The sequence below is a fragment of the Nonomuraea solani genome, assembly GCF_900108335.1.
Taxonomy (GTDB): domain Bacteria; phylum Actinomycetota; class Actinomycetes; order Streptosporangiales; family Streptosporangiaceae; genus Nonomuraea; species Nonomuraea solani.
The window spans coordinates 238,026-264,307 of record NZ_FNVT01000012.1; the positions used below are offsets into that span (position 1 = coordinate 238,026).

Annotated in this window: 22 protein-coding genes and 1 tRNA gene; 5 read left to right on the forward strand and 18 right to left on the reverse strand. The window is 69.2% G+C overall.

The window, feature by feature from the left end; genetic code table 11:
* Nucleotide 1: 1 nt before the first annotated feature.
* The 11 genes from C4V41_RS36225 to C4V41_RS36275 form a co-directional block, all read right to left on the reverse strand.
* The gene (locus C4V41_RS36225; RefSeq protein ID WP_103960484.1) at nt 2-874 is read right to left on the reverse strand and encodes a glycosyltransferase family 2 protein; all 873 of its coding nucleotides are present in this window, start codon (nt 872-874) and stop codon (nt 2-4) included.
* Nucleotides 871-1,767, reverse strand: coding sequence for a sulfotransferase (locus C4V41_RS36230; RefSeq protein ID WP_103960485.1), 897 nt, complete (start codon nt 1,765-1,767; stop codon nt 871-873). Before C4V41_RS36230 ends, C4V41_RS36225 begins: the two co-directional genes overlap by 4 nt.
* A gap of 88 nt (nt 1,768-1,855) precedes the next feature.
* Nucleotides 1,856-3,118 carry a sulfate adenylyltransferase subunit CysN gene (gene cysN / locus C4V41_RS36235; RefSeq protein WP_103960486.1) on the reverse strand — a complete coding sequence of 421 codons (1,263 nt, stop codon included), beginning with the start codon at nt 3,116-3,118 and terminating at the stop codon, nt 1,856-1,858.
* Nucleotides 3,119-4,033, reverse strand: a complete 915-nt coding sequence (gene cysD / locus C4V41_RS36240) for a sulfate adenylyltransferase subunit CysD (protein ID WP_103960487.1) — start codon at nt 4,031-4,033, stop codon at nt 3,119-3,121.
* A gap of 19 nt (nt 4,034-4,052) precedes the next feature.
* Complete coding sequence (locus C4V41_RS36245) at nt 4,053-4,817, reverse strand: 3'(2'),5'-bisphosphate nucleotidase CysQ (RefSeq protein ID WP_200824455.1); 765 nt, start codon at nt 4,815-4,817, stop codon at nt 4,053-4,055.
* Nucleotides 4,817-6,256, reverse strand: coding sequence for a sugar transferase (locus tag C4V41_RS36250; RefSeq protein ID WP_103960489.1), 1,440 nt, complete (start codon nt 6,254-6,256; stop codon nt 4,817-4,819). Before C4V41_RS36250 ends, C4V41_RS36245 begins: the two co-directional genes overlap by 1 nt.
* A gap of 109 nt (nt 6,257-6,365) precedes the next feature.
* Nucleotides 6,366-6,950, reverse strand: coding sequence for an aminoacyl-tRNA hydrolase (gene pth / locus C4V41_RS36255; protein ID WP_103960490.1), 585 nt, complete (start codon nt 6,948-6,950; stop codon nt 6,366-6,368).
* A gap of 68 nt (nt 6,951-7,018) precedes the next feature.
* Entirely contained in the window at nt 7,019-7,642 is a 624-nt protein-coding gene (locus tag C4V41_RS36260) for a 50S ribosomal protein L25/general stress protein Ctc (protein ID WP_103960491.1), read from the reverse strand.
* 100 nt (nt 7,643-7,742) lie between these two features.
* On the reverse strand, nt 7,743-8,720 hold the full coding sequence (locus tag C4V41_RS36265; protein WP_103960492.1) for a ribose-phosphate diphosphokinase: 978 nt from the start codon (nt 8,718-8,720) through the stop codon (nt 7,743-7,745).
* Nucleotides 8,717-10,165, reverse strand: a complete 1,449-nt coding sequence (gene glmU / locus C4V41_RS36270; protein WP_103960493.1) for a bifunctional UDP-N-acetylglucosamine diphosphorylase/glucosamine-1-phosphate N-acetyltransferase GlmU — start codon at nt 10,163-10,165, stop codon at nt 8,717-8,719. Before glmU ends, C4V41_RS36265 begins: the two co-directional genes overlap by 4 nt.
* 125 nt (nt 10,166-10,290) lie before the next feature.
* Nucleotides 10,291-10,362 (reverse strand) — tRNA-Gln (locus tag C4V41_RS36275).
* A 300-nt stretch (nt 10,363-10,662) separates the two neighbouring features.
* Between C4V41_RS36275 and C4V41_RS36280 the strand changes: the two genes are divergently transcribed.
* The 4 genes from C4V41_RS36280 (at nt 10,663) to C4V41_RS36295 (ending at nt 15,555) form a co-directional block, all read left to right on the forward strand.
* Entirely contained in the window at nt 10,663-11,601 is a 939-nt protein-coding gene (locus tag C4V41_RS36280) for an acyl-CoA desaturase (protein ID WP_103960494.1), read from the forward strand.
* Nucleotides 11,602-11,644: 43 nt separating this feature from the next.
* Nucleotides 11,645-12,553, forward strand: coding sequence for a TetR/AcrR family transcriptional regulator (locus C4V41_RS36285; RefSeq protein WP_407670118.1), 909 nt, complete (start codon nt 11,645-11,647; stop codon nt 12,551-12,553).
* Between the two features lie 118 nt (nt 12,554-12,671).
* Entirely contained in the window at nt 12,672-14,732 is a 2,061-nt protein-coding gene (locus C4V41_RS36290; RefSeq protein WP_103960496.1) for an RNA degradosome polyphosphate kinase, read from the forward strand.
* Complete coding sequence (locus C4V41_RS36295) at nt 14,725-15,555, forward strand: NUDIX hydrolase (RefSeq protein ID WP_235030590.1); 831 nt, start codon at nt 14,725-14,727, stop codon at nt 15,553-15,555. Before C4V41_RS36290 ends, C4V41_RS36295 begins: the two co-directional genes overlap by 8 nt.
* A gap of 4 nt (nt 15,556-15,559) precedes the next feature.
* On the opposite strand, the gene C4V41_RS36300 is transcribed toward C4V41_RS36295, so the two are convergent.
* Genes C4V41_RS36300 through C4V41_RS36315 form a run of 4 tightly spaced genes read right to left on the reverse strand, consistent with a single transcriptional unit; the run spans nt 15,560 to nt 19,368 of the window.
* Nucleotides 15,560-16,735 (reverse strand): cytochrome P450, encoded by a 1,176-nt coding sequence (locus C4V41_RS36300; protein WP_103960497.1) that lies wholly within the window; start codon nt 16,733-16,735, stop codon nt 15,560-15,562.
* Nucleotides 16,732-18,210, reverse strand: coding sequence for a CYTH and CHAD domain-containing protein (locus C4V41_RS36305; protein ID WP_103960498.1), 1,479 nt, complete (start codon nt 18,208-18,210; stop codon nt 16,732-16,734). The genes C4V41_RS36300 and C4V41_RS36305 overlap by 4 nt, the downstream gene beginning before the upstream one ends.
* 52 nt (nt 18,211-18,262) lie before the next feature.
* Nucleotides 18,263-18,601 carry a VOC family protein gene (locus C4V41_RS36310; RefSeq protein WP_103960499.1) on the reverse strand — a complete coding sequence of 113 codons (339 nt, stop codon included), beginning with the start codon at nt 18,599-18,601 and terminating at the stop codon, nt 18,263-18,265.
* Nucleotides 18,598-19,368 carry a trans-aconitate 2-methyltransferase gene (locus C4V41_RS36315; protein WP_235030591.1) on the reverse strand — a complete coding sequence of 257 codons (771 nt, stop codon included), beginning with the start codon at nt 19,366-19,368 and terminating at the stop codon, nt 18,598-18,600. The genes C4V41_RS36310 and C4V41_RS36315 overlap by 4 nt, the downstream gene beginning before the upstream one ends.
* A gap of 57 nt (nt 19,369-19,425) precedes the next feature.
* Between C4V41_RS36315 and C4V41_RS36320 the strand changes: the two genes are divergently transcribed.
* On the forward strand, nt 19,426-19,932 hold the full coding sequence (locus C4V41_RS36320; protein ID WP_103960500.1) for a MarR family winged helix-turn-helix transcriptional regulator: 507 nt from the start codon (nt 19,426-19,428) through the stop codon (nt 19,930-19,932).
* A 701-nt stretch (nt 19,933-20,633) separates the two neighbouring features.
* Here C4V41_RS36320 and C4V41_RS36325 read toward each other — a convergent pair.
* The 3 genes from C4V41_RS36325 to C4V41_RS65500 all read right to left on the reverse strand — a co-directional run bounded on the left by C4V41_RS36325 (nt 20,634) and on the right by C4V41_RS65500 (nt 25,931).
* On the reverse strand, nt 20,634-22,535 hold the full coding sequence (locus C4V41_RS36325; RefSeq protein WP_103960501.1) for an ABC-F family ATP-binding cassette domain-containing protein: 1,902 nt from the start codon (nt 22,533-22,535) through the stop codon (nt 20,634-20,636).
* Nucleotides 22,536-23,796: 1,261 nt separating this feature from the next.
* The gene (locus C4V41_RS36330) at nt 23,797-24,699 is read right to left on the reverse strand and encodes a 4-(cytidine 5'-diphospho)-2-C-methyl-D-erythritol kinase (protein WP_103960502.1); all 903 of its coding nucleotides are present in this window, start codon (nt 24,697-24,699) and stop codon (nt 23,797-23,799) included.
* Between the two features lie 407 nt (nt 24,700-25,106).
* On the reverse strand, nt 25,107-25,931 hold the full coding sequence (locus C4V41_RS65500; RefSeq protein WP_103960503.1) for a C40 family peptidase: 825 nt from the start codon (nt 25,929-25,931) through the stop codon (nt 25,107-25,109).
* Nucleotides 25,932-26,282: the final 351 nt, after the last annotated feature.

A 26,282-nucleotide genomic window follows, 5' to 3' on the forward strand; every position in this document is an offset into this window, starting at 1 on the left:
GTCATATGCCGCGTCCCCGGCTGTGCAGGGCGGCGAGCACCGTGGGGGCGGAGACGAGGCCTGCCGCCACCGCCAGCGCGATCGGGGCGCGCGGCTCGCCGAGCCGGGCCGCCAGGGCGCGGACCGCCCAGCGGGCGGCCGCGCGTCGCCGGCCCAGCGCGGCGTGGCTGAAGGCCAGCTGACCGTAGACCCGCGCCGCGCCGCACGGGTCCACGGTCAGTTCGGGGTGCCGGGCGAGCATCCAGTCGAGCCCGGCGATGCGGTCCGCCCATCGGGCGGAGTAGTGGGACCCGGCCCATCGCACCCGCACAAGCGGCCGGTCGATGTGGACGAGCGGCCGCCGCTTGGCGGCGCGCAGGGCCAGGTCCCAGTCCTCGTTCTGTCCGCCGGGCGCGCTCTCGTCGGGCCGGAGCGCGCCGCGTTCGAACAGAAAGGTCGACGAGTGCACCATCACCATCCGCGAACGGACCAGATCGGCCACGGTCACGGCGGAGGTCCCGGCGAGGCGGGCGACGCGGCGGTGGCCGTACTCGACCTCGATGCCGCAACTGGCGAACTCGCCCCCGTCGCGCAGCGCCCGCACCTGGGCGGCGAGCTTGCCGGGCAGCCACACGTCGTCGTCGTCGCAGAAGGCCACCAGGTCGGTGTCGCAGGCGTCGATCCCGGTGTTCCGCGCCCCGGGCAGACCGGGCGTGCGGATGTTGCGCAACGTCCTGACACCGACGCCCGCCCGCTCGCCCCCATCGACCACCACGACCACGGACAACTCACCCGGATAGTCCTGGGCGAGCACCGCCTCGACGGCCTCGCGCACCTGCACCGGACGATCACCCCGGGTGGGGATCACCACGCCCACGGACGGGAACCGGCTCACGCCGCCACCCCCCGATATCCGTAGCGGCCCCTGAGCGGCCACGTGAGGGCGTTGACCAGCCGCCGGTCACCCTCGCGCAGTCCGGAGCGCCAGGAGTCGTCCCGCCGCAGCTCGACCCGCCCCACGTGGAAGCGCATCGGATTGCCGGAGGCGGTGTGGGAGGGCCCGAGCCAGGCGGTGCGGCCTTCGAGGAACGGCAGCTCCGGCTCCGGCAGCCCGAGCCGGAGCGCCAGCGCCGTCAGGGTGGCGCCGGGCGCGGAGAGCAGGTCTTCGTAGCGGACCCTGGTCACGCGCGCCCCGCGCCCGGGGAGCAGCTCCAGGGCGGCGTTCTGGGCCGACCAGTGGAGCGCCGTGCGGGCCGGGCTCCAGCGGGTCATCGGCCGCCCGTCCTCGGGCCGCCGCACGGTCCTGCTCCAGGAGTGGGCGACCGCGCGCGGGTCTCTGACCACGTGGACGATCCGCACGTCGACCCCGGTGGCCAGCAGACAGCAGGCCAGGGACGCGTGCTTGCTGGAGTCGATCACGATCGGCGCGCCGGCCGCGTCGTAGAGCAGCCGGTACGCCCGCGCGTATTCGGCCAGGTCGGGATGCTCGATGCGGGCGATCCTGCGGGTGCGGTCGATCGTGTGCCGCAGCGCCAGCATCCGCTCGGCCAGGCTCCGCGTCCAGCCACCGAACGCCCGCTCCCCCACCCGCCGCCAGAACGGACAGGAGGGGAAGGCGACACCGCAACCGCACAGCTCCTCCGCGAGGATCCCGCGCTGCCAGAGGTGCACCACCTCACCGAGCGCCACCACGCCGGGCAGCTCGCCGAGGAGCCTTTCCAGCAGCGTGGTGCCACTGCGGCCAAGGCCGCCCAGGTAGATCACCTGGGCGGTCGCGCGATCAGTCACGGGGAGGGCCTTCGCGTCGCGAACACGGAACGCGACGACCCTAGCGCTGAGAGTAATCAGCGGGTAAGGAAACCCCTAAAGATCTACCTTAGTTGGCATCGATGATCATGCCGGCGCCCACCGTGCCGTTCGTGGACTCGTCCACGAGGATGAACCCGCCGGTGAGCCGGTTACGCGCGTAGTCGTCCACGAACATCGGCTGCGTCACCCGCAGCGACACCCGGCCGATCTCGTTGAGGCCGAGCGCGGTGGCCTCCTCGTCGCGGTGCAGGGTGTTGACGTCGAGCCGGTAGTGCAGGTCGCGTACGAGGGCGCGGGCCGTACGGGTGGTGTGCTTGATCGTCAGCTTGGAGCGCGGGCCCAGCTTCAGGCCGTCGGCCATCCAGCAGATCATCGCCTCCAGCTCCTGCGCCACCTGCGGCTGGTTGTTGGGCCGCGCGATCATGTCGCCGCGCGAGATGTCGATGTCGTCCTCGAAGCGCAGCGTCACCGACATGGGCGGGAACGCCTCCTCCACCGGCCCGTCGAAGGTGTCGATCGAGGCGATCCGCGTGGTCAGGCCCGACGGCAGGTGCACGACCTCGTCGCCCGGCTTCAGCACGCCGCCCGCCACCTGGCCCGCGTAGCCCCGGTAGTCGTGGAAGGCGTGGTCGGTGGCCCGCTGCGGGCGGATGACGTACTGGACGGGGAAGCGCACGTCGGTGAGGTTGCGGTCGGAGGCGATGTGCACGTTCTCCAGGTGGTGCAGGAGCGACGTGCCGAGATACCAGGGCATGTTCTCCGAGCGCGAGACCACGTTGTCGCCGTTGAGCGCCGAGATCGGGATGAAGGTCAGGTCGGAGACGTTGAGCTTGGACGCGAACGCCGTGAACTCCTCCCTGATCTCCTCGAAGCGCTCCTGCGAGTAGTCGACCAGGTCCATCTTGTTGACGGCCAGCACCAGGTGCGGGACGCGCAGCAGCGAGGTCAGGAACGCGTGCCGCCGCGACTGCTCCAGCACGCCCTTGCGGGCGTCGATCAGGATGATCGCCAGGTCGGCCGTGGAGGCGCCGGTGACCATGTTGCGCGTGTACTGGATGTGGCCGGGCGTGTCGGCGATGATGAACTTGCGCTTGGGCGTCGCGAAATAGCGATATGCCACGTCGATCGTGATGCCCTGCTCCCGCTCGGCCCGCAGGCCGTCGGTCAGCAGCGACAGGTCGGTGTATTCGGTACCCCGGTCGCGCGAGGTGCGTTCGACCGCTTCCAGCTGGTCCTCGAAGATGGCCTTGGAGTCGAAGAGCAGCCGTCCGATGAGGGTGGACTTGCCGTCGTCGACGCTTCCCGCCGTGGCAAAGCGAAGAATGTCCATTTAGAAGTAGCCCTCTCGCTTCCGGTCTTCCATCGCGGCCTCGGACGCGCGGTCGTCGGCTCGGGTGGCGCCGCGCTCGGTGATCCGGGTGGCCGCGATCTCCTCGATGATCTCCTCGACCGTGGCGGCCGGGGACGGCACGGCGCCCGTGCAGGTCATGTCGCCCACGGTGCGATAGCGCACCACGGCCTCGAACAGCGGCTCGTCGTCGCCGCGCGACACGATGTCGGAGTCGGGCAGCAGCATGCCGTCGCGCTCGAACACCTTGCGGGTGTGGGCGAAGTAGATGGAGGGGATCTCGATGCCCTCGCGCCTGATGTAGTCCCAGATGTCGAGCTCGGTCCAGTTGGACAGCGGGAAGACGCGGATGTGCTCACCCTTGCGGATGCGCGCGTTGTAGAGGTTCCACAGCTCGGGGCGCTGGTTCTTCGGGTCCCACTGGCCGAAGTCGTCGCGGAAGGAGAACACCCGCTCCTTGGCCCTGGCCTTCTCCTCGTCGCGCCGCGCGCCGCCGAAGACCGCATCGAATTCGTGCTCCTCGATGCCGTCGAGCAGCGTGGTGGTCTGCAGGCGGTTGCGCGAGGCGCGCCGTCCGGTCTCCTCCACGACGCGGCCCTGGTCGATGGAGTCCTGCACGCTCGCCACGATCAGCCGCGCGCCCAGCTCCGCCGAGCGGCGGTCGCGGAACTCGATGACCTCGTCGAAGTTGTGCCCGGTGTCGACGTGCATGAGCGGGAACGGGATGGCGGCGGGCCAGAACGCCTTCTCCGCGATGCGGAGCATGACGATCGAGTCCTTGCCTCCGGAGAAGAGCAGACACGGACGCTCGAACTCGGCGGCCACCTCGCGCATGATGTGGATGGCTTCGGCTTCGAGCACGTCAAGCTGCGACGTCGTGTAGTCGCGCTGGAGCATGGGAGCTTCCTCCGGCGGTTCAGCGGTGCAGGTCCCGGATGCCGGCGAGCAGGGATGTCGCCAGCTCCGGTAGGGAAACCAGGATATCTGGTAGTGAGGGGTCGGCTTGGTTGTAGGCCAGCTCGGAGCCGTCGATTCGGCTGGCGTGGACCCCGGCGGCCAAGGCGACGGCGACCGGCGCGGCCGAATCCCACTCGAACTGGCCTCCGGCGTGTACGTACGCCTCCACCTCACCGGTGAGCACGGCCGAGATCTTGGCCCCGGCCGAGCCGATCGGCACGAGGTCGGCGCCGACGAGGTAGGCCAGCTTCTGCACGAACTCCGGCGGCCTGGTGCGGCTCACGGCGATGCGGAAACGGCCCTTCTCGTAAGCGGGCGGCTTGGGCGGGTCGGCGGTCGTCAGTGTGCGGCCCTGGGCGGGCAGCGCCACCGCCCCCGCGCTCAGCCTGCCGCGCTCCCACAGCGCCACGTGCACGGCCCAGTCGGGCCGGCCGGCCTCGGAGAACTCACGGGTGCCGTCGAGCGGATCCACGATCCACACCCGGTCGGCCTTCAGCCTGCGCGGATCCAGCCGCTCCTCACGCGTGGCCTCCTCCGACAGCACGCTGTCGCTCGGCCGCAGCCGGGCCAGCGACTCCATCAGGAAGACGTGCGCGGCCCGGTCGCCCTCGGCGCGCAGCGCCTTGGCGTCGTCGAACCCCGTGCGCTCGCGAATCCCCAGCAACCTCGCGCCCGCCTCGGTCGCCAGGTCGCCGGCGAGGGCGTGGTCGTCGCGAATCGTCATCAATAAGCTCCTTGCCCGCGGGCGACAGCCGACCAAGTCTTCCACAGGATCTGGAGGTCCAAAGTAAGGGACCAGTTCTCCACGTAACGCAGGTCGAGACGTACGGATTCCTCCCAAGATAGGTCAGATCTACCACTGACCTGCCACAGTCCGGTGAGCCCCGGACGGACGAGAAGTCGTCTGCGCACGTCGTCACCGTAGCGCTCCACCTCCTCCGGCAGCGGCGGGCGGGGGCCGACGAGCGACATGTGGCCGAGCACCACGTTGATGAGCTGGGGCAACTCGTCCAGCGAGTGGCGGCGCATCAGGGTGCCGAGCGGGGTCACGCGCGGATCGTTGCGGATCTTGAACAGCAGCCCGTCACGGTCGCTGACCAGGGTGAGCTTCTGATTCTCCGAACCGCGCCGCATAGTACGGAACTTGACCATCGTGAACAGCCTGCCGTCCCTGCCCACCCTCGTCTGCCTGAAGAGCGCGGTGCCCGGGCTCGTCGCGCGCACCGCCATCGCCAGCCCGGCCAGCGCCGGCGCCAGCAGCACCAGCAGCGTCGCGGCCACCAGCCGGTCGAACACGTTCTTGACGAGCTGTCTGGCCCCGGCCAGCTCGGGGTGCTCCACGTGCAGCAGCGGCAGCCCGGCGGCCGGTCTGATCGTGGTGCGCGGCCCGGCCACGTCCATCAGCGCGGGGGCGACCACCAACTCGGTGTGGGTGCGTTCGAGCCGCCAGGCCAGCCGCCGTAGCGCCTGGCCGTCCATCTCGGGGCAGGCGAGCACGGCCACGGTGTCGGCGTTGTACTGGTCGACCACGAGCGGCACGTCGGCGAGGTCGCCGCCGATGGGCACCCCGGCCACGGAGCCGCCGGCCGCGCCGCCGGGCAGGCAGGCCGCCACGACGTCCATGCCGTGGTAGCGCTCCCGGCGGAAGAGGCGTACGAGCTCGTCGATCGAGGCCGGGTGGCCGACCGCGACGACCTTGCGCATGCAGGCGCCCGACGCCCGGCGGCGGTGCAGCGAGCGGCGCAGGGCGTACCTGAAGAGCAGCGTGAGCAGGGTGACGAGCGGCAGGGACAGCACGACGTAGCCACGGGCGACGTCGGTCTTGGTGATGTAGGAGCCGATGGCGGTGCCGGCGGTCAGCGCCACACCCGCCTGCAGGACCCGGCGGAACTCCTCGGAGCCGACGCCCAGCATGCGCGGCTCGTAGGCCCGGTTGAGCGCCACCGCGCAGCACCACACCCCGGGCAGAGCCAGGCTGACCAGCAGATATGGCAGCACGTACGAAGTCGGCCCGCCGAACCTGACCGAGAACGCGATCGCCGCCCCGAGCCCGGCCCCGCACAGGTCGCCCAGCACCGCGAACAGGCGATAGGAGCGCACCCAAGAGAGCGTGCGCGGCCCGGCCCCCCAGCCGACCCCATGACCGGTCCTGACGACGGCCATGAGACCCTCACCGCGCACGCCTTGCCTCCAGGTGACCATTCCTGAACGGACAGTCACAGATGGTAGCCGGGCAAGGGCCGGCGAACCGGCGAACGGCTCTTTGCGGGGATCAGCGAGGAGGGCCGGAAATGTTCAGATCAACCCGGTGGAACTCGTTCTGCGTCACTTCCAGGCCGTGCGCCATCAGCGACTCCACCACGTCGGCCGCCCGGTCCACGAGGAAGGGCAGGTCCTTGCGCTCCATGGTCGCGAAGTCCCTGAGCACGAAGGAGGCGGCGTCCATGCGGCCGGGCGGGCGCCCGATGCCGAAGCGGACCCGCAGGTAGTCGCGCGTGCCGAGCACCTTGGTGATCGACTTCAGCCCGTTGTGGCCGTTGTCGCCGCCGCCGAGCTTGGCCCGCAGCGCGCCGTAGGGCACGTCGAGCTCGTCGTGGACGACGATCAACCGCTCAGGGCCGATCTTGTAGAAGTCGGCGAGCGCCTTGACGGGGCCGCCGGAGAGGTTCATGTACGTGAAGGGCTTGGCCAGGATGGCCGCGCTCGTCTCGCACACCTCGGCCCTGCTCTTGTGGGCCTTGAATCGCCCGCCGGCCCTGGCGGCCAGCTCGTCGAGCACCATGAAGCCCGCGTTGTGCCGGTTGCCCGCGTATTCGGGCCCCGGGTTGCCCAGTCCGGCGATCAGCCAGCGATCCATGCGATCCCCTCAAAAGCGGAACGGGACGGCTCGAGTCCGGCCGCCCCGTTCACGAGTGAACCCGTCGCCTACTCGGCGGCGGCGGCCTCGGCGGTCTCGCCCTCGGCGGCGGCGGTCTCGCCCTCAGCGGCCTCCTCGCCCTCGGCGGGAGCCTCGACCGGCTTGTTGATGACCTGCAGGATGACGGCCTCGGGGTCGGCGGTCAGCGTGGCGCCCTTGGGCAGGTTGAGCTGGCCGGCGGTGACCACGGTGCCGATCTCCAGGCCCTCGACGTCGACCTCGACGCCGGTCGGGATGTGGGTGGCCTCGGCCTCCACGCCGATGGAGACGAGCTGCTGGTCGAGCAGGCCCTCGGAGTTGACGTCGCCGACGGTGGTGACGGGGATCTCGACCGTGACCTTCTCGCCGCGCTTGACCAGGAGCAGGTCGACGTGCTCGACGAAGCCCTTGATCGGGTCGCGCTGCACGCCCTTGGGCAGGGCCAGCTCGTCGACGCCGTCACCCTTGAGGTGGATCAGCACGTTGGGCGTACGGAGCGCGAGCAGGACCTCGTGGCCGGGCAGCGTGAGGTGCTTGGGGTCGATGCCGTGGCCGTAGAGGACGGCGGGCACCTTGTCGGCGCGACGGATCTTGCGAGCGGCGCCCTTGCCGAAGGCGGTGCGGGACTCGGCGGCAATACGTACTTCAGACACGACATCTCCTAGGGATGCATGAGTCGGAATGGATCGAGCGCTCACCCTCACCCGCCCTAGCGGAAGGCGTTACGAGCGCAACCCTCTTATCCTAAGGGCTTCAGACGTCCCCCTCGAACAGGCTGGTGACGGAGCCGTCCTGGAAGATCTCGGTGATGGCGCGGGCGATCAGCGGGGCGATGGACAGCACGGTCAGCTTGTCGAAGCGGCTGCTCTCCGCCAGCGGCAGCGTGTTGGTGACGATGACCTCGGAGATCTGGGAGTTCTTCAGCCGGTCGACCGCGGGGTCGGAGAAGACCGCGTGGGTGGCGGCGACGATCACGTTGGTGGCGCCCTGCTCGTAGAGGGCGTCGGCGGCCTTGCAGATGGTGCCGGCGGTGTCGATCATGTCGTCGATGAGCACGCAGGTGCGGCCGCGTACTTTACCGACGACCTCGCTGACCTTCACCGAGTTGGCCACGTCGAGGTCGCGGCGCTTGTGGATGAACGCCAGCGGCGTGCCCAGCGTGTCGGCCCAGCGCTCCGACAGGCGCACCCGGCCGGTGTCGGGCGAGACGACCGTGGTGTTCTCCAGGTCGAGCTTGTTCTTGAGGTAGCTCTCCAGCACCGGCATGGCGAACAGGTGGTCCACCGGGCCGTCGAAGAAGCCCTGGATCTGCGAGGTGTGCAGGTCGATCGACATGAGCCGGTCGGCGCCCGCGGTCTTGAGCATGTCGGCGACGAGCCGGGCGGTGATGGGCTCGCGGCCGCGGCTCTTCTTGTCCTGCCGGGCGTAGCCGTAGAACGGCATGACCACGGTGATGCGCTTGGCGGAGGCCCGCTTGAGCGCGTCGACCATGATGAGCTGTTCCATGATCCACTTGTTGATGGGGCCGGTGTGGCTCTGGATGACGAACGCGTCGCACCCGCGTACGGACTCCAGATAGCGGACGTAGATCTCGCCGTTGGCGAAGTCGATCAGTTTGGTGGGGGTGAGGGAGACGCCGACGTGCTCGGCCACCTCCGCGGCCAGCTCCGGGTGTGCCCGCCCCGAGAAGAGCATGAGGTTCTTCTCGCCGGGCTGCTTGATGCTGGTCACTGCTTCTTCTCCTGCTCTTGCTCGGCCAGCGCCCGCTCGGCGGCCGCGGCCGACTTCGTTCCCGCGCGCCTGCGCAAGACCCATTTCTCGATGTTGCGCTGCCGCGCACGCGCCACGCCGATCGCGCCTGGGGGAACGTCGTCGACGATCGTCGATCCGGCGGCCGTGTAGGCGCCGTCGTTGATCGTCACCGGCGCGACGAGCATGGTGTCGCAGCCGACGAACGCGCCGTCACGCACGGTGGTGTGGTGCTTGTTGACCCCGTCGTAGTTGACGAAGATGGTGGAGGCGCCGATGTTGACGTCGGAGCCGATGGTGGCGTCGCCCGCGTAGGACAGGTGCGGCACCTTGGAGCGCTCGCCGACCTTGGTGTTCTTCATCTCGACGAACGTCCCGGCCTTGGACTTGTGGCCGAGCACGGTGCCCGGGCGCAGGTAGGCGTAGGGGCCGACGTTGGCCTCCGGGCCGATCTCGGCGTGGTCGCAGACGGCGTTGCGGACGACGGCGCCCTCTCCGACGAAGGTGCCGGTCAGCGTGGTGGCGGGGCCGATCTCGGCGCCGGCCTCGATGACGGTGTCGCCGTGGAGCTGGGTGCCGGGGTGGATGACGGTGTCGGGCCCGACGCGCACGCCCACGTCGATCCAGGTGCTGGCCGGGTCGATGATCGTGACTCCGGCGCGCATGTGCTGGTCGAGCAGGCGCCGGTTGAGCACCTGGCGGGCGGCGGCGAGCTGGACGCGGTCGTTGACGCCCTCCACCTCGACGAAGTCGCCGGCCACGCAGGCGCCGACCCGGTGGCCGTCGCCGCGCAGGATGGACAGCACGTCGGTGAGGTATTCCTCACCCTGGGCGTTGTCGGTGGACACGCGCTTGACGGCGTCGGCGAGAAGCAGGCCGTCGAAGGCGTAGATGCCGGAGTTCATCTCCCTGATGGCGCGCTGCTCGGCACTGGCGTCCTTCTCCTCGACGATGCTCAGCACGGCGCCGGCCTCGTCGCGGATGATCCGCCCGTAGCCGGTCGGGTCGGGCACCTCGGCGGTCAGCACGGTGACGGCGTTGCCGTCGGTGGCGTGCCGTTCGAGCAGCTCGGCCAGGGTCTGGGTGCGGAGGAGCGGGACGTCGCCGTACGTGACGAGGACCGTGCCGGCGATCGTGCCGACCTCCTCGAGCACGGTGCGCACGGCGTGGCCGGTGCCACGCTGCTCCCGCTGGACGACGGCGCGCGCGTCGGGGCTGGTGGCGGCCAGATGGCCGCCGACCCGCTCCAGCGCGTGGCCGATGACGACGATGAGCCGCTCGGGACCGAGGTCTCTGGCGGCGGCGAGCATGTGGTCGACCAGCGCGCGGCCGCACAACTCATGCAGGACTTTGGGGGTCTGGCTCTTCATCCGGGTGCCCTCGCCGGCGGCGAGGACGATGACGGCTGCCGGGCGCGGCACACTCACGGACTGAGGCTCCCTGTGGCTGGACGGATCAGGGCGTTGGGTGCGTCTACCGCACCGCTACCCTCCCGACACCGTGAGGATACCTGGCCTCTCCCCGAACATTTCGCTCGGGGAGCACCTCAGAGCTCCCGGAAGAGGACTCGAACCCCTACAAAGTGGACCAAAACCACTTGTCCTGCCGATTAGACGATCCGGGACAGATCGGACACGTGGTGTCCGACCCCTCCACCTTACCGAGCCCGCACCCGGGCGCGCGCCCGTAATTACACCCCACAGCCACCTCTAACGGGAAGTGCCCTGCTGACAAGGGGTGGACGGCGTGGCGTACCGCATAACAGACCACCCGAAATGGCACAAGCGTGGAAGCCCACCCACCTCGCCCGCCAAAGCGAGACCTTCTCCACATTATCGACTTAGGTCTTCCTTACTTACGCTGGCGTAGGTTACGGTTGCGTAGCCAGGACATTAGTTCTCATACATGCCGTTGGAGGTCGCCCATGACCGTTCTCACCGAGCGTTCCTCGCCTACCCCCAAGCCCGATTTCGAGCCCGAGCCCAAGTCCAAGGCGGAACTCATCACCTTCGGTCTCGTCGTCGGCCTGCCACTGGTGGCGATCGCCGCCGCGGTGCCGCTCGCCTGGGGATGGGGACTCGGCTGGACGGACATCGCCATCTCCTTCGTCTTCTACGTGGTCTCCGGCCTCGGCGTCACCGTCGGCCTGCACCGCTACTTCACGCACGGCTCGTTCAAGGCCAAGCGGCCGCTGAAGATCGCGATGGGCATCGCGGGCAGCCTGTCGCTGGAGATGTCCGTGCTGGACTGGGTGGCCACCCACCGCAAGCACCACAAGTTCTCCGACAAGGAGGGCGACCCGCACTCGCCGTGGCGCTTCGGCCCTGGCTTCGTGAACATGTCCAAGGGCCTGCTCTACGCCCACATGGGCTGGCTGTTCGAGAGCGAGCGCACCAACAGGGAGAAGTACGCCCCCGACCTGTGCAAGGACGAGGACATCGTCAAGCTGCACAAGTGGTTCGGCGCCATGGCGCTCATCTCCATCCTGCTGCCCGGCGTGCTGGGCCTGCTGCTGACCTGGTCCTGGCAGGGCGGCCTCACCGCGCTGTTCTGGGGCTCGATCGTGCGCATCGGGCTGCTGCACCACGTGACCTGGTCGATCAACTCGATCTGCCACGTCTTCGGCGAGGAGGACTTCCAGACCCGCGACAAGTCGCGCAACGTGTGGTGGCTGGCCATCCCCTCCTTCGGCGAGTCCTGGCACAACCTGCACCACTCCGACCCGACCTGCGCCAGGCACGGCGCGCTGAAGGGCCAGATCGACCTGAGCGCCGGACTGATCCGGATCTTCGAGAGGCTCGGCTGGGTGTACGACGTCCGCTGGCCGACCCCGGAGCGCCTGGCGGCGAAGCGCATTGCCTGATGGCGATCAGCCGATGAGCGGTCATGGATCCGTGGCCGTCATTATGGAGACCGTGACCGAACCCCGATCCCGCAGACGCATGTCCGGCGCCGAGCGAAGAGAGCAGCTGATCAGCATCGGCCGTACGCTCTTCGCGGAGAAGGGGTTCGACGGGACCTCTATCGAGGAGATCGCGGCGACCGCACAGGTGTCGAAACCCGTGGTCTACGAGCACTTCGGCGGCAAGGAAGGCGTTTACGCGGTCGTGGTCGACCGGGAGATGCAGAAGCTCCTCGGCATGATCACCGAAGCCCTCGCCGCCTCACATTCCCTCATCAAGCTGGAGCGGGCCGCCCTGGCCCTGCTCCGCTACATCGAGGAGAGCAGCGAGGGCTTCCGCATCCTGGTCCGCGACTCGCACGCCGCCTCGGGCACCGGCACGTTCGCCAGCCTGATCAGCGAGATCGCCAGCCAGGTCGAAGACGTGCTGGCCGACGAGTTCGCCTCGCGCGGCTACGACCCCAAGCTCGCGCCGATGTACGCCCAGATGCTCGTCGGCATGGTCGCGCTGACCGGGCAGTGGTGGCTCGACGTGCGCAAACCCGGCCGCGAGGAAGTGGCCGCCCACCTGGTCAACCTGTCCTGGAACGGTCTGACCGGGCTCAACCCGCACCCCGCGATCACCGCGACCTCCCGCGAGCCGGCGCCGCCGGTCAAGCCGCGCCCCGCCACCAGCGAGAAGGAGCTGCGCGAGCTGGAGAAGGCCCGCGAGAAGGAGCTCAAGGAGGCCGAGAAGATCCGTCAGCGCGAGCTCAAGGAGGCCGAGAAGGCCCGGGTGCGCGAGCTGAAGGAGCGCGAGCGGCTGCTGAAGGAGGCGGAGAAGGCCCAGGAGCGCGAGGACAAGATCCGCCAGCGGGAGGCCAGGCTGGCCGAGCGGGCCGCCCGGCTCGAACAGGTAGATCATCCCGAGTGAGTCTTGAACAGCCGGGCAGTGCGGAGTGACGATTGGGTTGAGCAGGGCTGACCTTTTAGGGTGAGCCGTTGCGGCTACGTTAACGTTCTGTTCAACCAAACGGGGCAATATACGCCATATGTCCGCGGAACCGTTCCAGCCAACCAATGACCTGCCCCTGCCACAGGAGCGGTTCCTCAACCGCGAGGAAAGCTGGCTCCAGTTCAACGAACGCGTGCTCGAACTGGCCGAGGACCCGGCGCTGCCGCTGCTCGAACGGGTACGGTTCCTCGCGATCTTCGCCAGCAACCTGGACGAGTTCTTCCGCGTACGCGTGGCGGGGCTCAAGCGCCGGATGGCGACGGGCCTGCTGCTGCGCACCAAGAGCGGGCTGAAACCGCGCGAGGAGCTGGCCAGGATCGCGCTGATCGCCGACGAGCTGGCCCGGCGGCACGCGGCGGCCTTCCACCAGCAGGTCTGCCCCCAACTGGCCACTGAGGGCATCGAGATCGCCAGGTGGGACGACCTGGGCCGCGAGGAGCGCACGGAGCTGCGCAAGCTCTTCAGGGAGCGGATCAGGCCCGTGCTGACGCCGCTGGCCGTGGACCCCGCCCACCCCTTTCCGTACATTTCCGGGCTGAGCCTGAATCTTGCGGTTCTGGTGCGTAACCCGGCGACCGATCACACGGTGTTCGCCCGGGTCAAGGTTCCTTCGCAGTTGCCCAGGTTCGTCCCCGCGTCCAAGGATCGCTTCGTTCCGCTCGAAGACGTCATCGCCGCTCATCTCGGGCAGCTCTTCAAGGGCATGGAGATCCTCCAGCACCACGTCTTCCGCGTCACCAGGAACGAAGACCTCGACGTCGACGAGGACGTCACCGAGAACCTCATGAAGGCGCTGGAGAAGGAGCTGCTCAAGCGGCGCTTCGGCCCGCCCGTACGGCTCGAGGTCGAGAGCACGATCACGCCCGAGGTGCTGGCGCTGCTCGTCGAGGAGCTGGAGCTGGCGCCCCACGAGATCTACCGGCTGCCGGGGCCGCTCGACCTGTCGGGCCTGCACGCCATCGCCGACCTCGACCGGGGCGAGCTGAGCTGGCGGCCGTTCGTGCCGGCCGAGGTGGTCAACGCCGAGGACGACATCTTCTCGGTGCTGCGCGAGCGCGACGTGCTGCTGCACCACCCGTACGACTCCTTCGCCACCAGCGTGCAGGACTTCATCGAGGTGGCCGCGGCCGACCCGAGGGTGCTGGCGATCAAGCAGACCCTCTACCGGACCAGCGGCGACTCCCCCATCGTGGACGCCCTGATCGACGCGGCCGAGGCCGGCAAGCAGGTCGTGGTCGTCGTGGAGATCAAGGCCCGCTTCGACGAGCACGCGAACATCTCCTGGGCCCGCAAGCTCGAACGCGCCGGCTGCCACGTGGTCTACGGCGTCGTGGGCCTGAAGACGCACTGCAAGCTCGCCCTCGTGGTCCGCCAGGAGCCCTCGGGTGAGCTGCGCCGCTACTGCCACATCGGCACCGGCAACTACAACCCCAAGACCGCCCGCCAGTACGAGGACTTCGGCCTGCTCACCGCCGACCCGCTGGTCGGCGAGGACGTCACCGACCTGTTCATCCACCTGACCGGGTACTCCCACCACTCTGCCTACCGGCGGCTGCTGGTCGCGCCGCACTCGATGCGCAGCGGGCTGCTGGCCAGGATCGAGCGGGAGATCGCCCACCAGCAGGCGGGCCGGCCGGCCCGGATCAGGATCAAGACGAACTCGCTGGTGGACGAGCCGATCATCGACGCGCTCTACCGGGCGTCCAGGGCCGGGGTGCCGGTGGACGTGTGGGTACGCGGCGTCTGCATCCTGCGCCCGGGCATTCCCGACCTGTCCGAGAACATCCGCGTACGTTCGATCCTGGGCAGGTTCCTGGAGCACTCCCGGGTCTACGAGTTCGGTCTGGGACGGCGGCCCGAGGTGTGGATCGGCAGCGCCGACCTGATGCGCAGGAACCTCGACCGCCGCGTCGAAGCCCTCGTCAAGGTGACCTCGCAGCAGCACAAGTCCTACCTCATCGAGCTGATGGACCTGGCCATGGCCGACACCACGAACGCGTGGCTGCTCGGCTCCGACGGCACCTGGGTCCGCCATCCGGGCGAAGACCTGCAGATCCATCTCATAGGTACGCGCCGCTGGAGGACCGTTGATGACTGACCTGCTCCGGGCAGCCGGAGCCGTGGTCTGGAGGGGCGAGGAGAGCCGCCCGGAGGTGGCCGTCATCCACCGCCCCAACTACGACGACTGGACCTTCCCCAAGGGCAAGCTGAAGTCCGGGGAGCACGTGATCGCCGCCGGCCTGCGCGAGGTGCGCGAGGAGACCGGCATGACCGTGCTGCTCGGCCGCGCCCTGCCGCCCATCCACTACCTCAGCTCGGGCCGGCTCAAGCGGGTCGACTACTGGGCCGGGCAGGCGGTCGCCGACGACGGGTTCGAGCCGGGCGAGGAGGTCGACGAGCTGCGCTGGCTGCCGGTCGAGGAGGCCAGGCGGCTGCTGACGTACGAGTGGGACGCGGGGCTGCTGCGGTCGCTGCGGGTCGCACCGCTCGACACGGTGCCGCTCGTCCTCGTACGGCATGGTTCGGCCGGTTCCAGGAGCGAGTGGGACGGCGACGACGCGACGCGCCCGCTCGACACCGACGGCGGCGCCCAGGCCGAGAGGCTGGCCACGGCGCTGCCCGCCTACCGGCCCGAGCTGCTGATGAGCTCGCCCAGTGCCCGATGTGTCCAGACGCTGGAGCCGTACGGGACCGAGATCAAGATCGAGCCCCTGCTCAGCGAGGAGAGCCAGGATCCGCAGAAGACGCCCGCGCTCGTCAGGGACATCACGGTGCCCGCGGCGGTGTGCAGCCACGGCAAGGTGCTGCCCGGTCTGATCGACACCCTGAGCGGCAAGAGCGTGCACCTGCGCAAGGGCGCGTTCGCCGTGCTGCACCGTCGCGACGGGGAGGTCGTCAGCGTCGAGCGGTACGCGACCTGACGCCCTACCAGGTGACCGGGAGCTTCGCGAAGCCCTCGGTGATCCTCCCCTCGCTGCGCGGCAGGTCCGCCTCCGGGACGGCCAGGCGCAGGCCGGGGAAGCGCTGGAACAGCCGGGCGAACACGGCCTCCAGCTCGACCCTGGCCAGGCTGGCGCCGATGCAGAAGCGCGGCCCGTACCCGAAGCTCAGGTGCGGGTCGGTCTGCGGACGGTTGATGTCGAACACATCCGGATCCGCATAGATCCGCTCATCCCTATTGACCACGCCTGGAACGATGACAATGGCCTCGCCCTTGCGGATGACGACGTCGCCGATCTGAATGTCCTCGTGCGCGTACCTGGGCAGGCCGTGCAGGCTCGGCGAGGCCATTCGCAGGATCTCCTCCACGGCGGCCGGCGCCAGCCCGGGATCGGCCTTGAGCAGGTCGAGCTGGTCGGGGTTGGCCAGCAGGAGCAGCACGCCGAAGTCGATGCGGTTGACCGTGGTCTCGTGCCCGGCGAACAGCAGCGCGCCGGCCAGCTCGGAGATCTTCCCGTCGTCGTCCAGCTCGTTGGCCAGGTCCGACAGGACGTCCTCGGCCGGCTCGTGCCGCTTGCGCTCGATCAGGCCGGCCATGTAGACGCTCAGTTCCTCGCGGGCGGCCAGGCCCTTCTCCTGGTCGAGCATGTCCCCCATGCGGTTGGAGACGCCGCTGAAATACTCCCTGTCCTCGTACGGGACGCCCAAAAGCTGGCAGATGACCAGGACGGGAAGCGGGAAGGACAACTCGGCGTGCAGGTCGGCCGGTGGCGTGAGCTTGGCGAGATGGTCGAGCCGCTCGTCCACCAGGGAGCCGACGTGGTCACTGAGCTTCTTCATGCGGCGCGCGGAGAAGGACGGCATGAAGAGCTTGCGCATGCGGTCGTGCTCGGCCTTCTCCGTCTCCACGTCGCCCGTGGGGCCGCCTAACAGGGCGGAGCCGGACAGGCGGGCGGCCTTCTCCGGCTCCGGGTGCGAGCGGCCCAATCTGGCGTCGTTGAACAGGGCGCGCGCGTCCTCGTAACCGCTGACCAGCCAGATCTCGTCGCCCGTGCGCGTGCGTACCTTCGCGATGCCCTCCGCGACCCGCAGTTCCCGGTACGCCTCGGGCACCTCGAGCAGACTGCCGCGTTCGAAGGGAATGGTAGGAAGGTTGCTCATAGAACCTTCCTAACCGCTTTGACGGTATCTGCCCAGACTCTGGGGAACTCCTCGTGGGCGCGCTCGGCGGTGTTGCGCTCGATCCCGATGAGCAGCCCGTACGTGAACGTGTCCTCCCCTGCCTGGCGCGCGCTCTCGGCCTCCTTGGCCAGCGTCTCCTGCGCGACCACGCCGTCCTGGTGCGTCCCGAGGACCTCCTGGACGTCCTCGGCCAGCTTGGCCAGCTTGCCCATGCCGCCGCCGATGGCCGGCTGCAGTGCTTCGGCGGTGTAGCGGGCGCGCTTGGCGGCCTTGCGGACGTCGTGCATGGCGATCTCGCGGCGCTCCGGGTCCGCGATGGACTGGGCGTGGTCGTACGCCTTCGTCACCCGATCCCAGTTGGCCGCGGCGATGGCGTGCAGCGCGTCCTGCGCCGGCTTGGCCGCCGCCTTGCCCAGGTTGGGGGCGGTGACGAGCTCGTCGAGCGCGTTGAGCAGGAGATAGTAGCGTTCGCCGCTCAGCGCCTCCTTGATCCGCTCGTACGCCTCTTCCTCGCGTTTGTGCAGATCCGAGCCGAGCCGGGTCTGGATGGGGCCCGTGACCAGTTCGGGTCTCAGGCCGGCCAGGTGCTTGGCGAACCTGGCCCTGATGACCTCGAGGTCGCGGGCCTCGCCGAGCACCGTACCGAGCCAGCGCAGCTCCTCCTGGATCGCCTCGGTGTCGACCACGACCTTCTTGAACGCCTTCAGCGCGCTGCGCGACCGGCGGGCGGCCACGCGCATCTGGTGCACGGCGTCCTCCTCGGCCCTGCGGACGCGCGGATCCTGCGACAGGAGGGCCTTGACCTGGCTCGCCAGGTAGGCGACGACGATCTCGCCGGCCGAGCCCGGCTTGGTGGCGGCCGTGGGGAGCGGGGCGGGTTCGAGGAGTTTGGCCAGTTTGCTGGAGGAGGCGGAGGGGACGGCGCCCGCCTTCCTGAGCCGCTTGCCGACCTTGGCCAGCAGCGCCTGGTCGCCGTCGAGCAGCTCGGCCTCGACCTCGCGCCACCGTACGATCGTGGGCGTCTCACCGCCGAACACGGTGCCCTTGACGCGGTCGTCGGCGATCTCGACCAGCTTGGTCTCTCCGTCGAGGAGGATCGTGACGCTCCTGCGGGTGTCGAGCTCAGCGACCGGCACCAGCTCGGCGCCGCGGGTGTAGGCGCGAACGAGTTCGGCCAGCTCCGCGGGGACGACCTTGGTGCTGCGGGTGAGCGGATGCGTGATCTCCTGGCGCACGCCCTTGGCCTTGGGCAGCTTCAGGTGCCAGCCCGCGTCGGTGCCGCCGCGTCTTCGCCTGAGCGTGACGCCTCGGGCGGCCAGCCGCAGGTCGGGTGTGTCGAAGTAAAGAGCCACGAGCTGGTAGCTCTTCGGGCCCACGACGCCCGCCAGACTGCTCAGGTCCGGGATCGTGTATTCCGCGGGAACGTCGAACTTGTCCTCGATCTCGATGCCCACTGCACCTCGCAAGAGTCCGATTTCGGACAATTCTGCCACCCGATGGCGAACTTCACACGGGTTGCAAGAGCTCGATTCTGTTCCCCACCGGGTCCGATACGTAGATTCGCCGGTATCCCGGGAGCAGTTCGTCCGGTACTTCGTCACCGTACGCGGCCAGGTCGTCGACCAGGAAGGCGGGGTGGGCCTTGCGTGCCGGCCTGAAGTCCTCCTCGATGCCGAGATGGACCTCGACCCCGTCGCCCCTGAACCAGACACCGCCGCGTTCGGCCAGCTCGGGCGGCTTGGGCGCCTCGCGCAGACCGAGGACGCCCTCGTAGAACTCGCGTAACAACGGCTCACTGCCCTTGGGCGCGGCCAACTGCACGTGATGCAGCCCTCTGATGCTCACTTTTGGGCTACTACGAAGATCCGCCGGAACGAGAAAGCCGTGCCATAGCTCTGAGCCGGATACATCTCCGCCAGCGGCTTGGCCAGATCGCGCTTGAACCGCCGCTGCTCGTCCGGGTCGAGGCGGTCGAGGATCGGGCGCAGGGCCGTACCGGAGACCCAGTTGAGCACCGGGTCCTCACCCTGCAGGACGTGCACGTACGTCGTCTCCCACGCGTCCACCTGGGCGCCGCCGTGGTGAAGCAGGTCGAGGTATTCCGCCGGTTCGTCGACCGGCTTCCCCCTGGGCAGGTCGCCGAGCCGGTCGGACCAGGCGCGGGAGGCGCACAGCTCGCGGATCGCCACGTGGCTGGGGGCGTCGTAGTTGCCCGGCACCTGGAAGGCCAGCCAGCCGCCCGGGGCCAGCTCCTCGACCCAGTGCTCCAGCACGGCGCGGTGCTCGGGCACCCACTGCAGGACGGCGTTGGACACGATCACGTCCATGGGCCGGTCGGGCCGCCACGTGGCCACGTCGGCGACCGCGAACCGGGCCGACGACTCCAGCTTGCGGGCCTTGGTGATCATCGCGGGCGAGGAGTCGAAGCCTTCCACGGTCGCGTTGGGCCAGCGATTGCCCAGCTCAACGGTGAGTTCACCGCTGCCGCAGCCGGCGTCCACGACATAATCGGGTTCGATCGCCCCCACTCTGGAGATCAGCTCGATGAACGGCCGTGAGCGCTCGTCCGCGAAGACGGCGTAGGTCACGGGGTCCCAGATATCTCTTGACATAGAGATAATTGATATCGAGAGATATATCTCGATGTCAAGACAGTACACTCTTGTGTCATGACGGAGGATGCTAGAGACGAGGTCGATCGCCTCGTCGCGGCTTGGCGATCGGAGCGCCCCGACCTCGATGTCGAACCGCTCCAGGTGCTCTCTAGGGTGTCACGACTGGCCAAGCATCTCGACCGGGCTCGGCGGGCGGCCTTCGCGGAGCACGATCTGGAGCCGTGGGAGTTCGACGTGCTGACGGCCCTGCGCCGTGCCGGCAAGCCCTACGAACTCAGCCCTGGGGCCCTGCTCCGGGCCACGTTGGTGACGTCGGGCACGATGACGAACCGCATCGACCGCCTCGCCCAGGCCGGCCTCGTCCGCCGCCGTCCTGATCCTGAGGATCGGCGGGGGGTGCTGGTCTCGCTGACGGATACGGGGCTGGAGCGGGTGGACGCGGCGTTCGCGGATCTGTTGCGGAGGGAACGGGAACTGCTGTCGGGCCTCGGCCTGACCGACCAACGCGCCCTCGCCGCCCTCCTCCGCACCCTCCTGACCCCCTTCGACTCCCCCCTCTGACCCTCTTCGCCCCTCACCCTCGCCCGGCCCCCCAGGCTTCCCGCCCACAGCCCTGCCTCCTCACCCACATCGGCTGCCCACCCGGCCACGCCCCCGCGCCGCAATCGCGCATCCGCTTGCGGCCCCATGCCGCGGCCCGGGCGTCGCAGTCCGGGCGGTCGGCAGCATCCCGTACCGCAGTCGTGCGTCTGGCCGCACCCGCCAGCCCTGTCGTGGTCATGTCCACAGCACGTCTCTCAGCGCCGCGCTCACAGCCGCCACACACCTCTGACACCGCGCCCCAGGCACCACGCCCCTGGCCATCGCGCCCGGCGGCTGTGTCTCCCGACCACCAGTCATTCGCCACCACACCTGCGCGACCTCGCCACGCCACCCAGCCAACCGACCGATCAACGCCACCCAGCCAACCGACCGATCAACGCCACCCAGCCAACCGACCGATCAACGCCACGCAGCCGATCGACCGATCGACCGTAGCCAGGCTGTCCAGCCGCCCAACCGTCGCCACGCCACCTCGGCCGTCAGATCGCCAGCCGCCCAGCTCTGACCATCAGGTTCCCAGCCGCCCAGCTCCGGCCGGCAGATCCCCAGCAGCCTGGCTCCGACCTTCAGCTCTCACCACCGACGACCAGGAGTCCAAGCCCACCACACAGGCACCCGGTCCAAAGAGCAGGCCAGCCGACCCCACCCCCAGCGCCAGGTCAGTCACCCAGGCGGTCGGCCACTTCCAGCCACTCGGCTTCGATGCCGTCCTTCTGGGTCGTGATCTCACGGAGTTGGGCGTCGAGCGAGCCGAGTTTGGCATAGTCGCTGGCCGCTTCCGCCATGGCGGCGTGAAGGCGGGACTCCTGATCACTCAGCTTGTCGAGCTGACGTTCCAGACGGTTGAGTTCCTTACGGAGCTCGCGCTCTTCCTTCGCGGAGAGCCCGGGAGCGGCTTGACCGGACGTACCAGCACCCGCCGAACCGTCACCGCCCGACACCGCACCACCAGAGCCCGCACCGGTGCCGGTGCCGGACGCCACAGCGGCAACGCTCTCACGACCGGAGGTGCCACCATCGGAGCCGTTGGCGGGCGTGGTGTTGAGGCGGGCGGTCACCGCCGTACCGGCCGCGCGGCGTTCGAGGTATTCGTCCACCCCGCCCGGCAGCAGCGACAACTTCCCATCACCCAGCAGAGCCACGCACCGGTCGGTCACCCGCTCCAGGAAGTAGCGGTCGTGACTCACCAGGACCAGCGTGCCGGGCCATGCGTCCAGCAGGTCTTCGAGCTCGTTGAGGGTCTCGATGTCGAGGTCGTTGGTGGGCTCGTCGAGGAGCAGGACGTTGGGGTCGTCCATGAGGAGCCTGAGCAACTGCAGCCGCCGCCGCTCACCGCCCGACAGGTCGCCGACCACCTTCCACTGCGCCTCGCCCTTGAAGCCCAGACGTTCGAGCAGTTGGGAAGCGGTCCACTCCCGCTTGCCGACCTGGAGGTACTTGCGTACCTCCTCCACCGACTCCAGCACCCGCCGGGCCGGATCGACCTCGGCCAGTTCCTGGGAGAGGTGCGCGAGGCGTACGGTCTTGCCCCTGACCACGCGGCCCGAGTCGGGCTTGATCGAGTCGGCGAGCAGCCGCAGCACCGACGACTTACCGGACCCGTTGACGCCGATCAGCCCGATGCGATCCCCCGGGCCGAACTGCCAGGTGAGGCGATCGAGCACCCGCGGCCCCGTGTCGGGACCACCGGCGTGCAGGGTGACGTCCTCGAGGTCGTAGACGGTCTTGCCGAGCCGGGCCGCGGCGAAGCGCATCAGCTCGACGGTCTCACGCGCCGGGGGCTCGTTCGCGATCAGCGCCTGGGCGGCGTCGACACGGAACTTCGGCTTGGACGTACGGGCGGGCGGGCCGCGTCGCAGCCAGGCGATCTCCTTGCGCATGAGGTTCTGACGGCGTTCTTCGGTGGCCTGGGCGATCCGGGCACGCTCGGCCTTGGCCAGCACATAAGCGGCGTATCCACCCTCGTACCGCTCGACTCGCCCATCCACGACCTCCCACGTACGGGTGGACACGGCGTCGAGGAACCACCGGTCGTGCGTCACGACCACCAGCGCGCTCTTCTGAGCGGCCAGGTGCCCGGCCAGCCACGCGATGGCCTCGATGTCGAGGTGGTTCGTGGGCTCGTCCAGCATGATCAGGTCGTGGTCGTCGATGAGCAACTTCGCCAGTGCCGTACGCCTGCGCTCGCCTCCGGAGAGGTCGGCGGTCTTGGCGCCGAGGTCGAGGTCGCCGATCAGGTTCGCCAGGATGTCCCGGACCCGTTGGTCACCCGCCCATTCGTGCTCGGCCAGCCCGCCGAGAACGAGCTCGCGGATGGTCGCGGTGGGGTCGAGCGTGTCCTGCTGCGACAGGAACCCCACGCGCAGGCCCCGGTTGTGGGTGACGCGGCCGCTGTCCGGGCGCACGGTTCCGGCCAGGACGGACAGCAGGGTCGTCTTACCGCCCCCGTTGCGCCCGACGACGCCGATGCGCTCACCGGCCTCTACGCCGAGGGAGATGTCGCTGAGGAGTGGCTTGGGCCCATATGCATGGGAAACCGACTCTAGATTGACCAGATTCATGGCCTTCCCAGGGTATCGGCTCCCCACCGACCTCCCGCCCGCCCACCAAACCGGGATTGTGGGGGGTGAGGAGCAAAGGGCGGGGCGGCAGGAATGGCCAACCCCGGACGAAGACTGAGGCGCTAAAGCTGAGCCGTTACGGGGTCGCGGACAGCCTGGGCAGGCGGTGCGAGCTTGGCTCGGACCGGGCCGGGTTGAGATCGGACCCGGGCTGGGATCGGGGCCGGAATCGGGATCGGAGCCGGGGCCGGAATCGGGGCCGGAGCCAGGGCCGGAATCGGGGCCGGAGCCGGGGCCGGAATCGGGGCCGGAGCCGGGGCCGGAATCGGGGCCGGAGCCGGGGCCGGAATCGGGAGTGGTGTGCTGCCAGGGGGGTTACCAACCAGACAGGACGCTAGCTGGAGTGGCCAGCGACGGGTGGTGGCCATGAAGACTGCCCAGCCATGCGGCGCTGCTCAGGGACGCAACTGCTCAGGGTGGGCAGGTCGAGACGAGACAGCTCGGGACGGAGCGGGGCTGGGCGAGTCGAGTCGTAGCCTGGCCGGTCGGGTCAGAGCCGGTCGGATCAGAGCCGGTCAGGGTTGGTCAGGAGCGGGGTGCTCGCGGTGCCGTGCTGGCCAGCGCTGGACGTCGGTCAGCCTGCGGTGTTGACCAGCGGCCCCGTCGATCAGGGGAGGTGCTCACCAGCGGTGCCGTGGTGACCAGCCATGCCGTGGTGGCTGTCAACCCGGCGCTGGCCGTTGGCGCGACGCCGACCAGCCTGCGGTGCCGCGCTGACCCAGAGGGCGGTGCCCACCCGCCGTGCCCTGCGGACCAGCGGTGCGGTGCCGTGCTGGCAGTGCGGTGCCGACCAGCCTTGCGGTGGTGATCAGCCTTGCGGCAGTGCTCTGCTGCGCCGACCGTGGGTGCGGTGTTTGCCAGCGGTGCGGTGCCGACCGGCCGTGTGGTGCCGTGCTGAGCAAGGGGTGTGCTGATCAGATTCGTGCTGGCTTGCAGTGCGGCGCTAACCGGCGGTGCGGTGCTAGCAGCGGTGGGGGCACCGACCAGGGGCGGGGTGCTGACCAGCGGTGGAGCGGCGGCCGTGTGGCGCCGGGCTGGCCGTGCAGTGCCGACGCGCCGACCAGCCGTGCGGTGCCGACCAGCCGTGTGTGCTGACCAGCCGTGCCGTGCCGACCAGCCGTGGGGTGTTGGCCGGCCGGGCCGCCCTGGCCAGGGTGGGGTGCTGGCCAGGGCGGCGGGGCTGGGGAGGGAGGGTGGGTTGTTAGAGGAGGGTGGCGCCTTGGACGGGGCCGTGGGCGGGGACGGCCATGTGGGCGGCGCCCGTGGCGGTGAGGCTTTGGGCCAGGTCGCGGGCGTGGGTGGCGTCGATGGCCAGGAAGGCGCACGTTGGGCCCGAGCCGGAGACTATGGCGCCCAGGGCTCCGTGTTGGCGACCCGAGTCGAGGGTGGGGGCTAGTTCGGGGCGGAGGTTGAGGGTGGCTGCCTGGAGGTCGTTGCTGAGGTGGGAGCCCAGCGCGTATGCGTCGCCTGTGCCGAGGGCTTCCATCAGCGCGTCGTTGAGTTGGGGCCAGGGGATGTCGGCGGCCGATTCCGCTCTTAGGCGGTCGCACTCCGCGTAGACGCTGGCCGTGGAGAGGCCGCCGTTGGCCAGGGCGAAGACCCAGTGGAAGGTGCCGCCGGTGGGGAGTTCGCTCAGTTGCTCGCCGCGGCCGGTGCCCACTGCGGTGCCGCCGATCAGGGAGAACGGGACGTCGCTGCCCAGGTCGCCGGCGATCTCCATGAGATCTTCGAGTGGCAGGCCCAGACCCCACAGCTCGTTGCAGGCCACCAGCGCGCCGGCGGCGTCGGCGCTCCCGCCGGCCATGCCGCCCGCTACGGGGATGTCCTTCTGGATGATGAGGTCGGCGCCGTAGGTGCGGCCGGCGTGCTTGGCGAGGGCTCGGGCGGCCCGGATCGCCAGGTTGCTGTCGTCGACGGGGACCTGGTCGGACCACTTGCCGTTGACCTGGACGGTGATCGACTCGGACTCCTTCGCCATCACCTCATCGAAGATCGATACTGCGTGGAAGACGTTGACCAGGTCGTGGAAGCCGTCTTCCCGGAGCGGGCCGACAGAAAGCTGTACGTTGACCTTCGCGGGCACACGTACGGTCACCGAACTCATCGATCTTCTGCCACTCTCATCACTTGCCGGGGTCAAGGACACTCGATGCTATCGGGGCACGCTGCCGTGACATGCGGTTCTCGAAATATGACTGTGAGTACTGCCGACTACTCAACACGTAGAGTCAAGTTGGTGGGCATTTGCCCGATCCTGATCTGTTGCTGAGAGTGGCCGCATCGCATGGCCGCATCGCATGGATGGTGGGTCCAGCGGCGATCGGCGTGAGTCGGTGTCGGTCGGAGGGCTGAATGGAGATCAGCGTCGGCCGGTAGGGGTCGGCGGGCTCAGTGGCAGTCAGCGTCGGTGGATGGGGCTCACCGACGCTCGGCGGGGGTCCGCGTCGCTCGGCGGGGCGTCGGTCGGCGGGGGTCAGTGGGGGGCAGCGTCGGCTGGTGGGGTTACCGGGGTCAGCCTGGGCGTACGGCGCCGCGGAAGGTTGTGCGGTAGTAGGGGGAGCCGAGGAAGTTGGTCTTTTTGACCACGTCGCCTGTCTTCGGGGCGTGGATCATGATGCCTTCCCGGAGGAACAGGGCCACATGGGTGGGGTCGCCCTTGCCGCCGCCGAAGAAGAGCAGGTCGCCTGTGCGCCGGGCGTGGAGAGGGACTCTGCGGCCCTGGCGGAACTGGGCTCCGGTGTAGTGGCTCAGTCTTATGCCCGCTCTTGACCAGGCGTAGAGGGTTAGGCCGCTGCAGTCGAAGCCTCTTGTGGTGGCGCCTCTGCCGATGCCGATCGTTGGGCCTTTCGTGGAGCCGCCGCCCCAGGAGAAGGAGACGCCGAGTTGGTTCAGAGCGGCATAGGCGGCTATCTGGCCCCTTGTGACGATGCGCTTCTTGGTATGGGCGTGGCTGGGGGTTGCGAGGGCGATCAGGGTGAAGGTCAGCAGGGCGAAGGTGACCAGGGGCATGAGGAAGGCGGTGGGGAAGAGGGTCGCGTTGGCGGTGCGGCGATCGGGGACAGCCGTGGTGGTGGTGGAGTTGCCGGCGGTCCTGATGGTGGTGGTGGAGTTGCCGGCGGTCCTGATGGTGGTGGTGGAGTTGCCAGCGGTCCTGATGGTGGTGGTGGAGTTGCCAGCGGTCCTGATGGTGGTGGTGGAGTTGCCAGCGGTCCTGATGGTGGTGGTGGAGTTGCCGGCGGTCCTGGTGGTGGGGTTGAGGGCGAGGTCGGGGTCAGTGCTGGTGGCGCTGCTGGTGGCGGGGTTGAGGGCGGTCCTGGTGGCGGTGGGGTTGAGCATGGGGGCCTCCTCCGGGTTTTGGGCGCGAGGAGGCCAGGATTGTTTGGTGGGGGTGGGGTGGGTGGGGCCGAACGGTGTTCTGTGGAAAAGGGGTGGCGAGAGTGGTGGGGCTGTGGAAAACGGTGCCGCCCCGCGAATGGGTGCTGCGCCGTCTGAACGTTGGCGATCCGCGCAAGCGGTGATGCCCCGCCTGGACGGTGGCGCTCTGCCTGAGCGGTGATGATCCGCGCAAGCGGTGATGCCCCGCCTGAGCGGTGGCGCTCCGCCTGGACGGTGGCGCTCCGCCTGGACGGTGATGATCCGCGCAAGTGGTGATGCCCTGCGTGGACGGTGGTGGTCTGTCTACGCGGT

Coding starts and splice junctions, on each gene's coding strand:
- cysD (WP_103960487.1), bottom strand. CDS start 4,033: ATGCTCCAGCGCGACTACACGACGTCGCAGCTTGACGTGCTCGAAGCC.
- C4V41_RS36320 (WP_103960500.1), top strand. CDS start 19,426: ATGACGGAGGATGCTAGAGACGAGGTCGATCGCCTCGTCGCGGCTTGG.
- C4V41_RS36285 (WP_407670118.1), top strand. CDS start 11,645: ATGGAGACCGTGACCGAACCCCGATCCCGCAGACGCATGTCCGGCGCC.
- C4V41_RS36250 (WP_103960489.1), bottom strand. CDS start 6,256: ATGGCCGTCGTCAGGACCGGTCATGGGGTCGGCTGGGGGGCCGGGCCG.
- C4V41_RS36300 (WP_103960497.1), bottom strand. CDS start 16,735: ATGAGCAACCTTCCTACCATTCCCTTCGAACGCGGCAGTCTGCTCGAG.
- C4V41_RS36295 (WP_235030590.1), top strand. CDS start 14,725: ATGACTGACCTGCTCCGGGCAGCCGGAGCCGTGGTCTGGAGGGGCGAG.
- C4V41_RS36315 (WP_235030591.1), bottom strand. CDS start 19,368: ATGTCAAGAGATATCTGGGACCCCGTGACCTACGCCGTCTTCGCGGAC.
- cysN (WP_103960486.1), bottom strand. CDS start 3,118: ATGGACATTCTTCGCTTTGCCACGGCGGGAAGCGTCGACGACGGCAAG.
- C4V41_RS36245 (WP_200824455.1), bottom strand. CDS start 4,817: ATGACGATTCGCGACGACCACGCCCTCGCCGGCGACCTGGCGACCGAG.
- C4V41_RS36280 (WP_103960494.1), top strand. CDS start 10,663: ATGACCGTTCTCACCGAGCGTTCCTCGCCTACCCCCAAGCCCGATTTC.
- C4V41_RS36330 (WP_103960502.1), bottom strand. CDS start 24,699: ATGAGTTCGGTGACCGTACGTGTGCCCGCGAAGGTCAACGTACAGCTT.
- C4V41_RS36325 (WP_103960501.1), bottom strand. CDS start 22,535: ATGAATCTGGTCAATCTAGAGTCGGTTTCCCATGCATATGGGCCCAAG.
- C4V41_RS36290 (WP_103960496.1), top strand. CDS start 12,672: ATGTCCGCGGAACCGTTCCAGCCAACCAATGACCTGCCCCTGCCACAG.
- C4V41_RS65500 (WP_103960503.1), bottom strand. CDS start 25,931: ATGCTCAACCCCACCGCCACCAGGACCGCCCTCAACCCCGCCACCAGC.
- pth (WP_103960490.1), bottom strand. CDS start 6,950: ATGGATCGCTGGCTGATCGCCGGACTGGGCAACCCGGGGCCCGAATAC.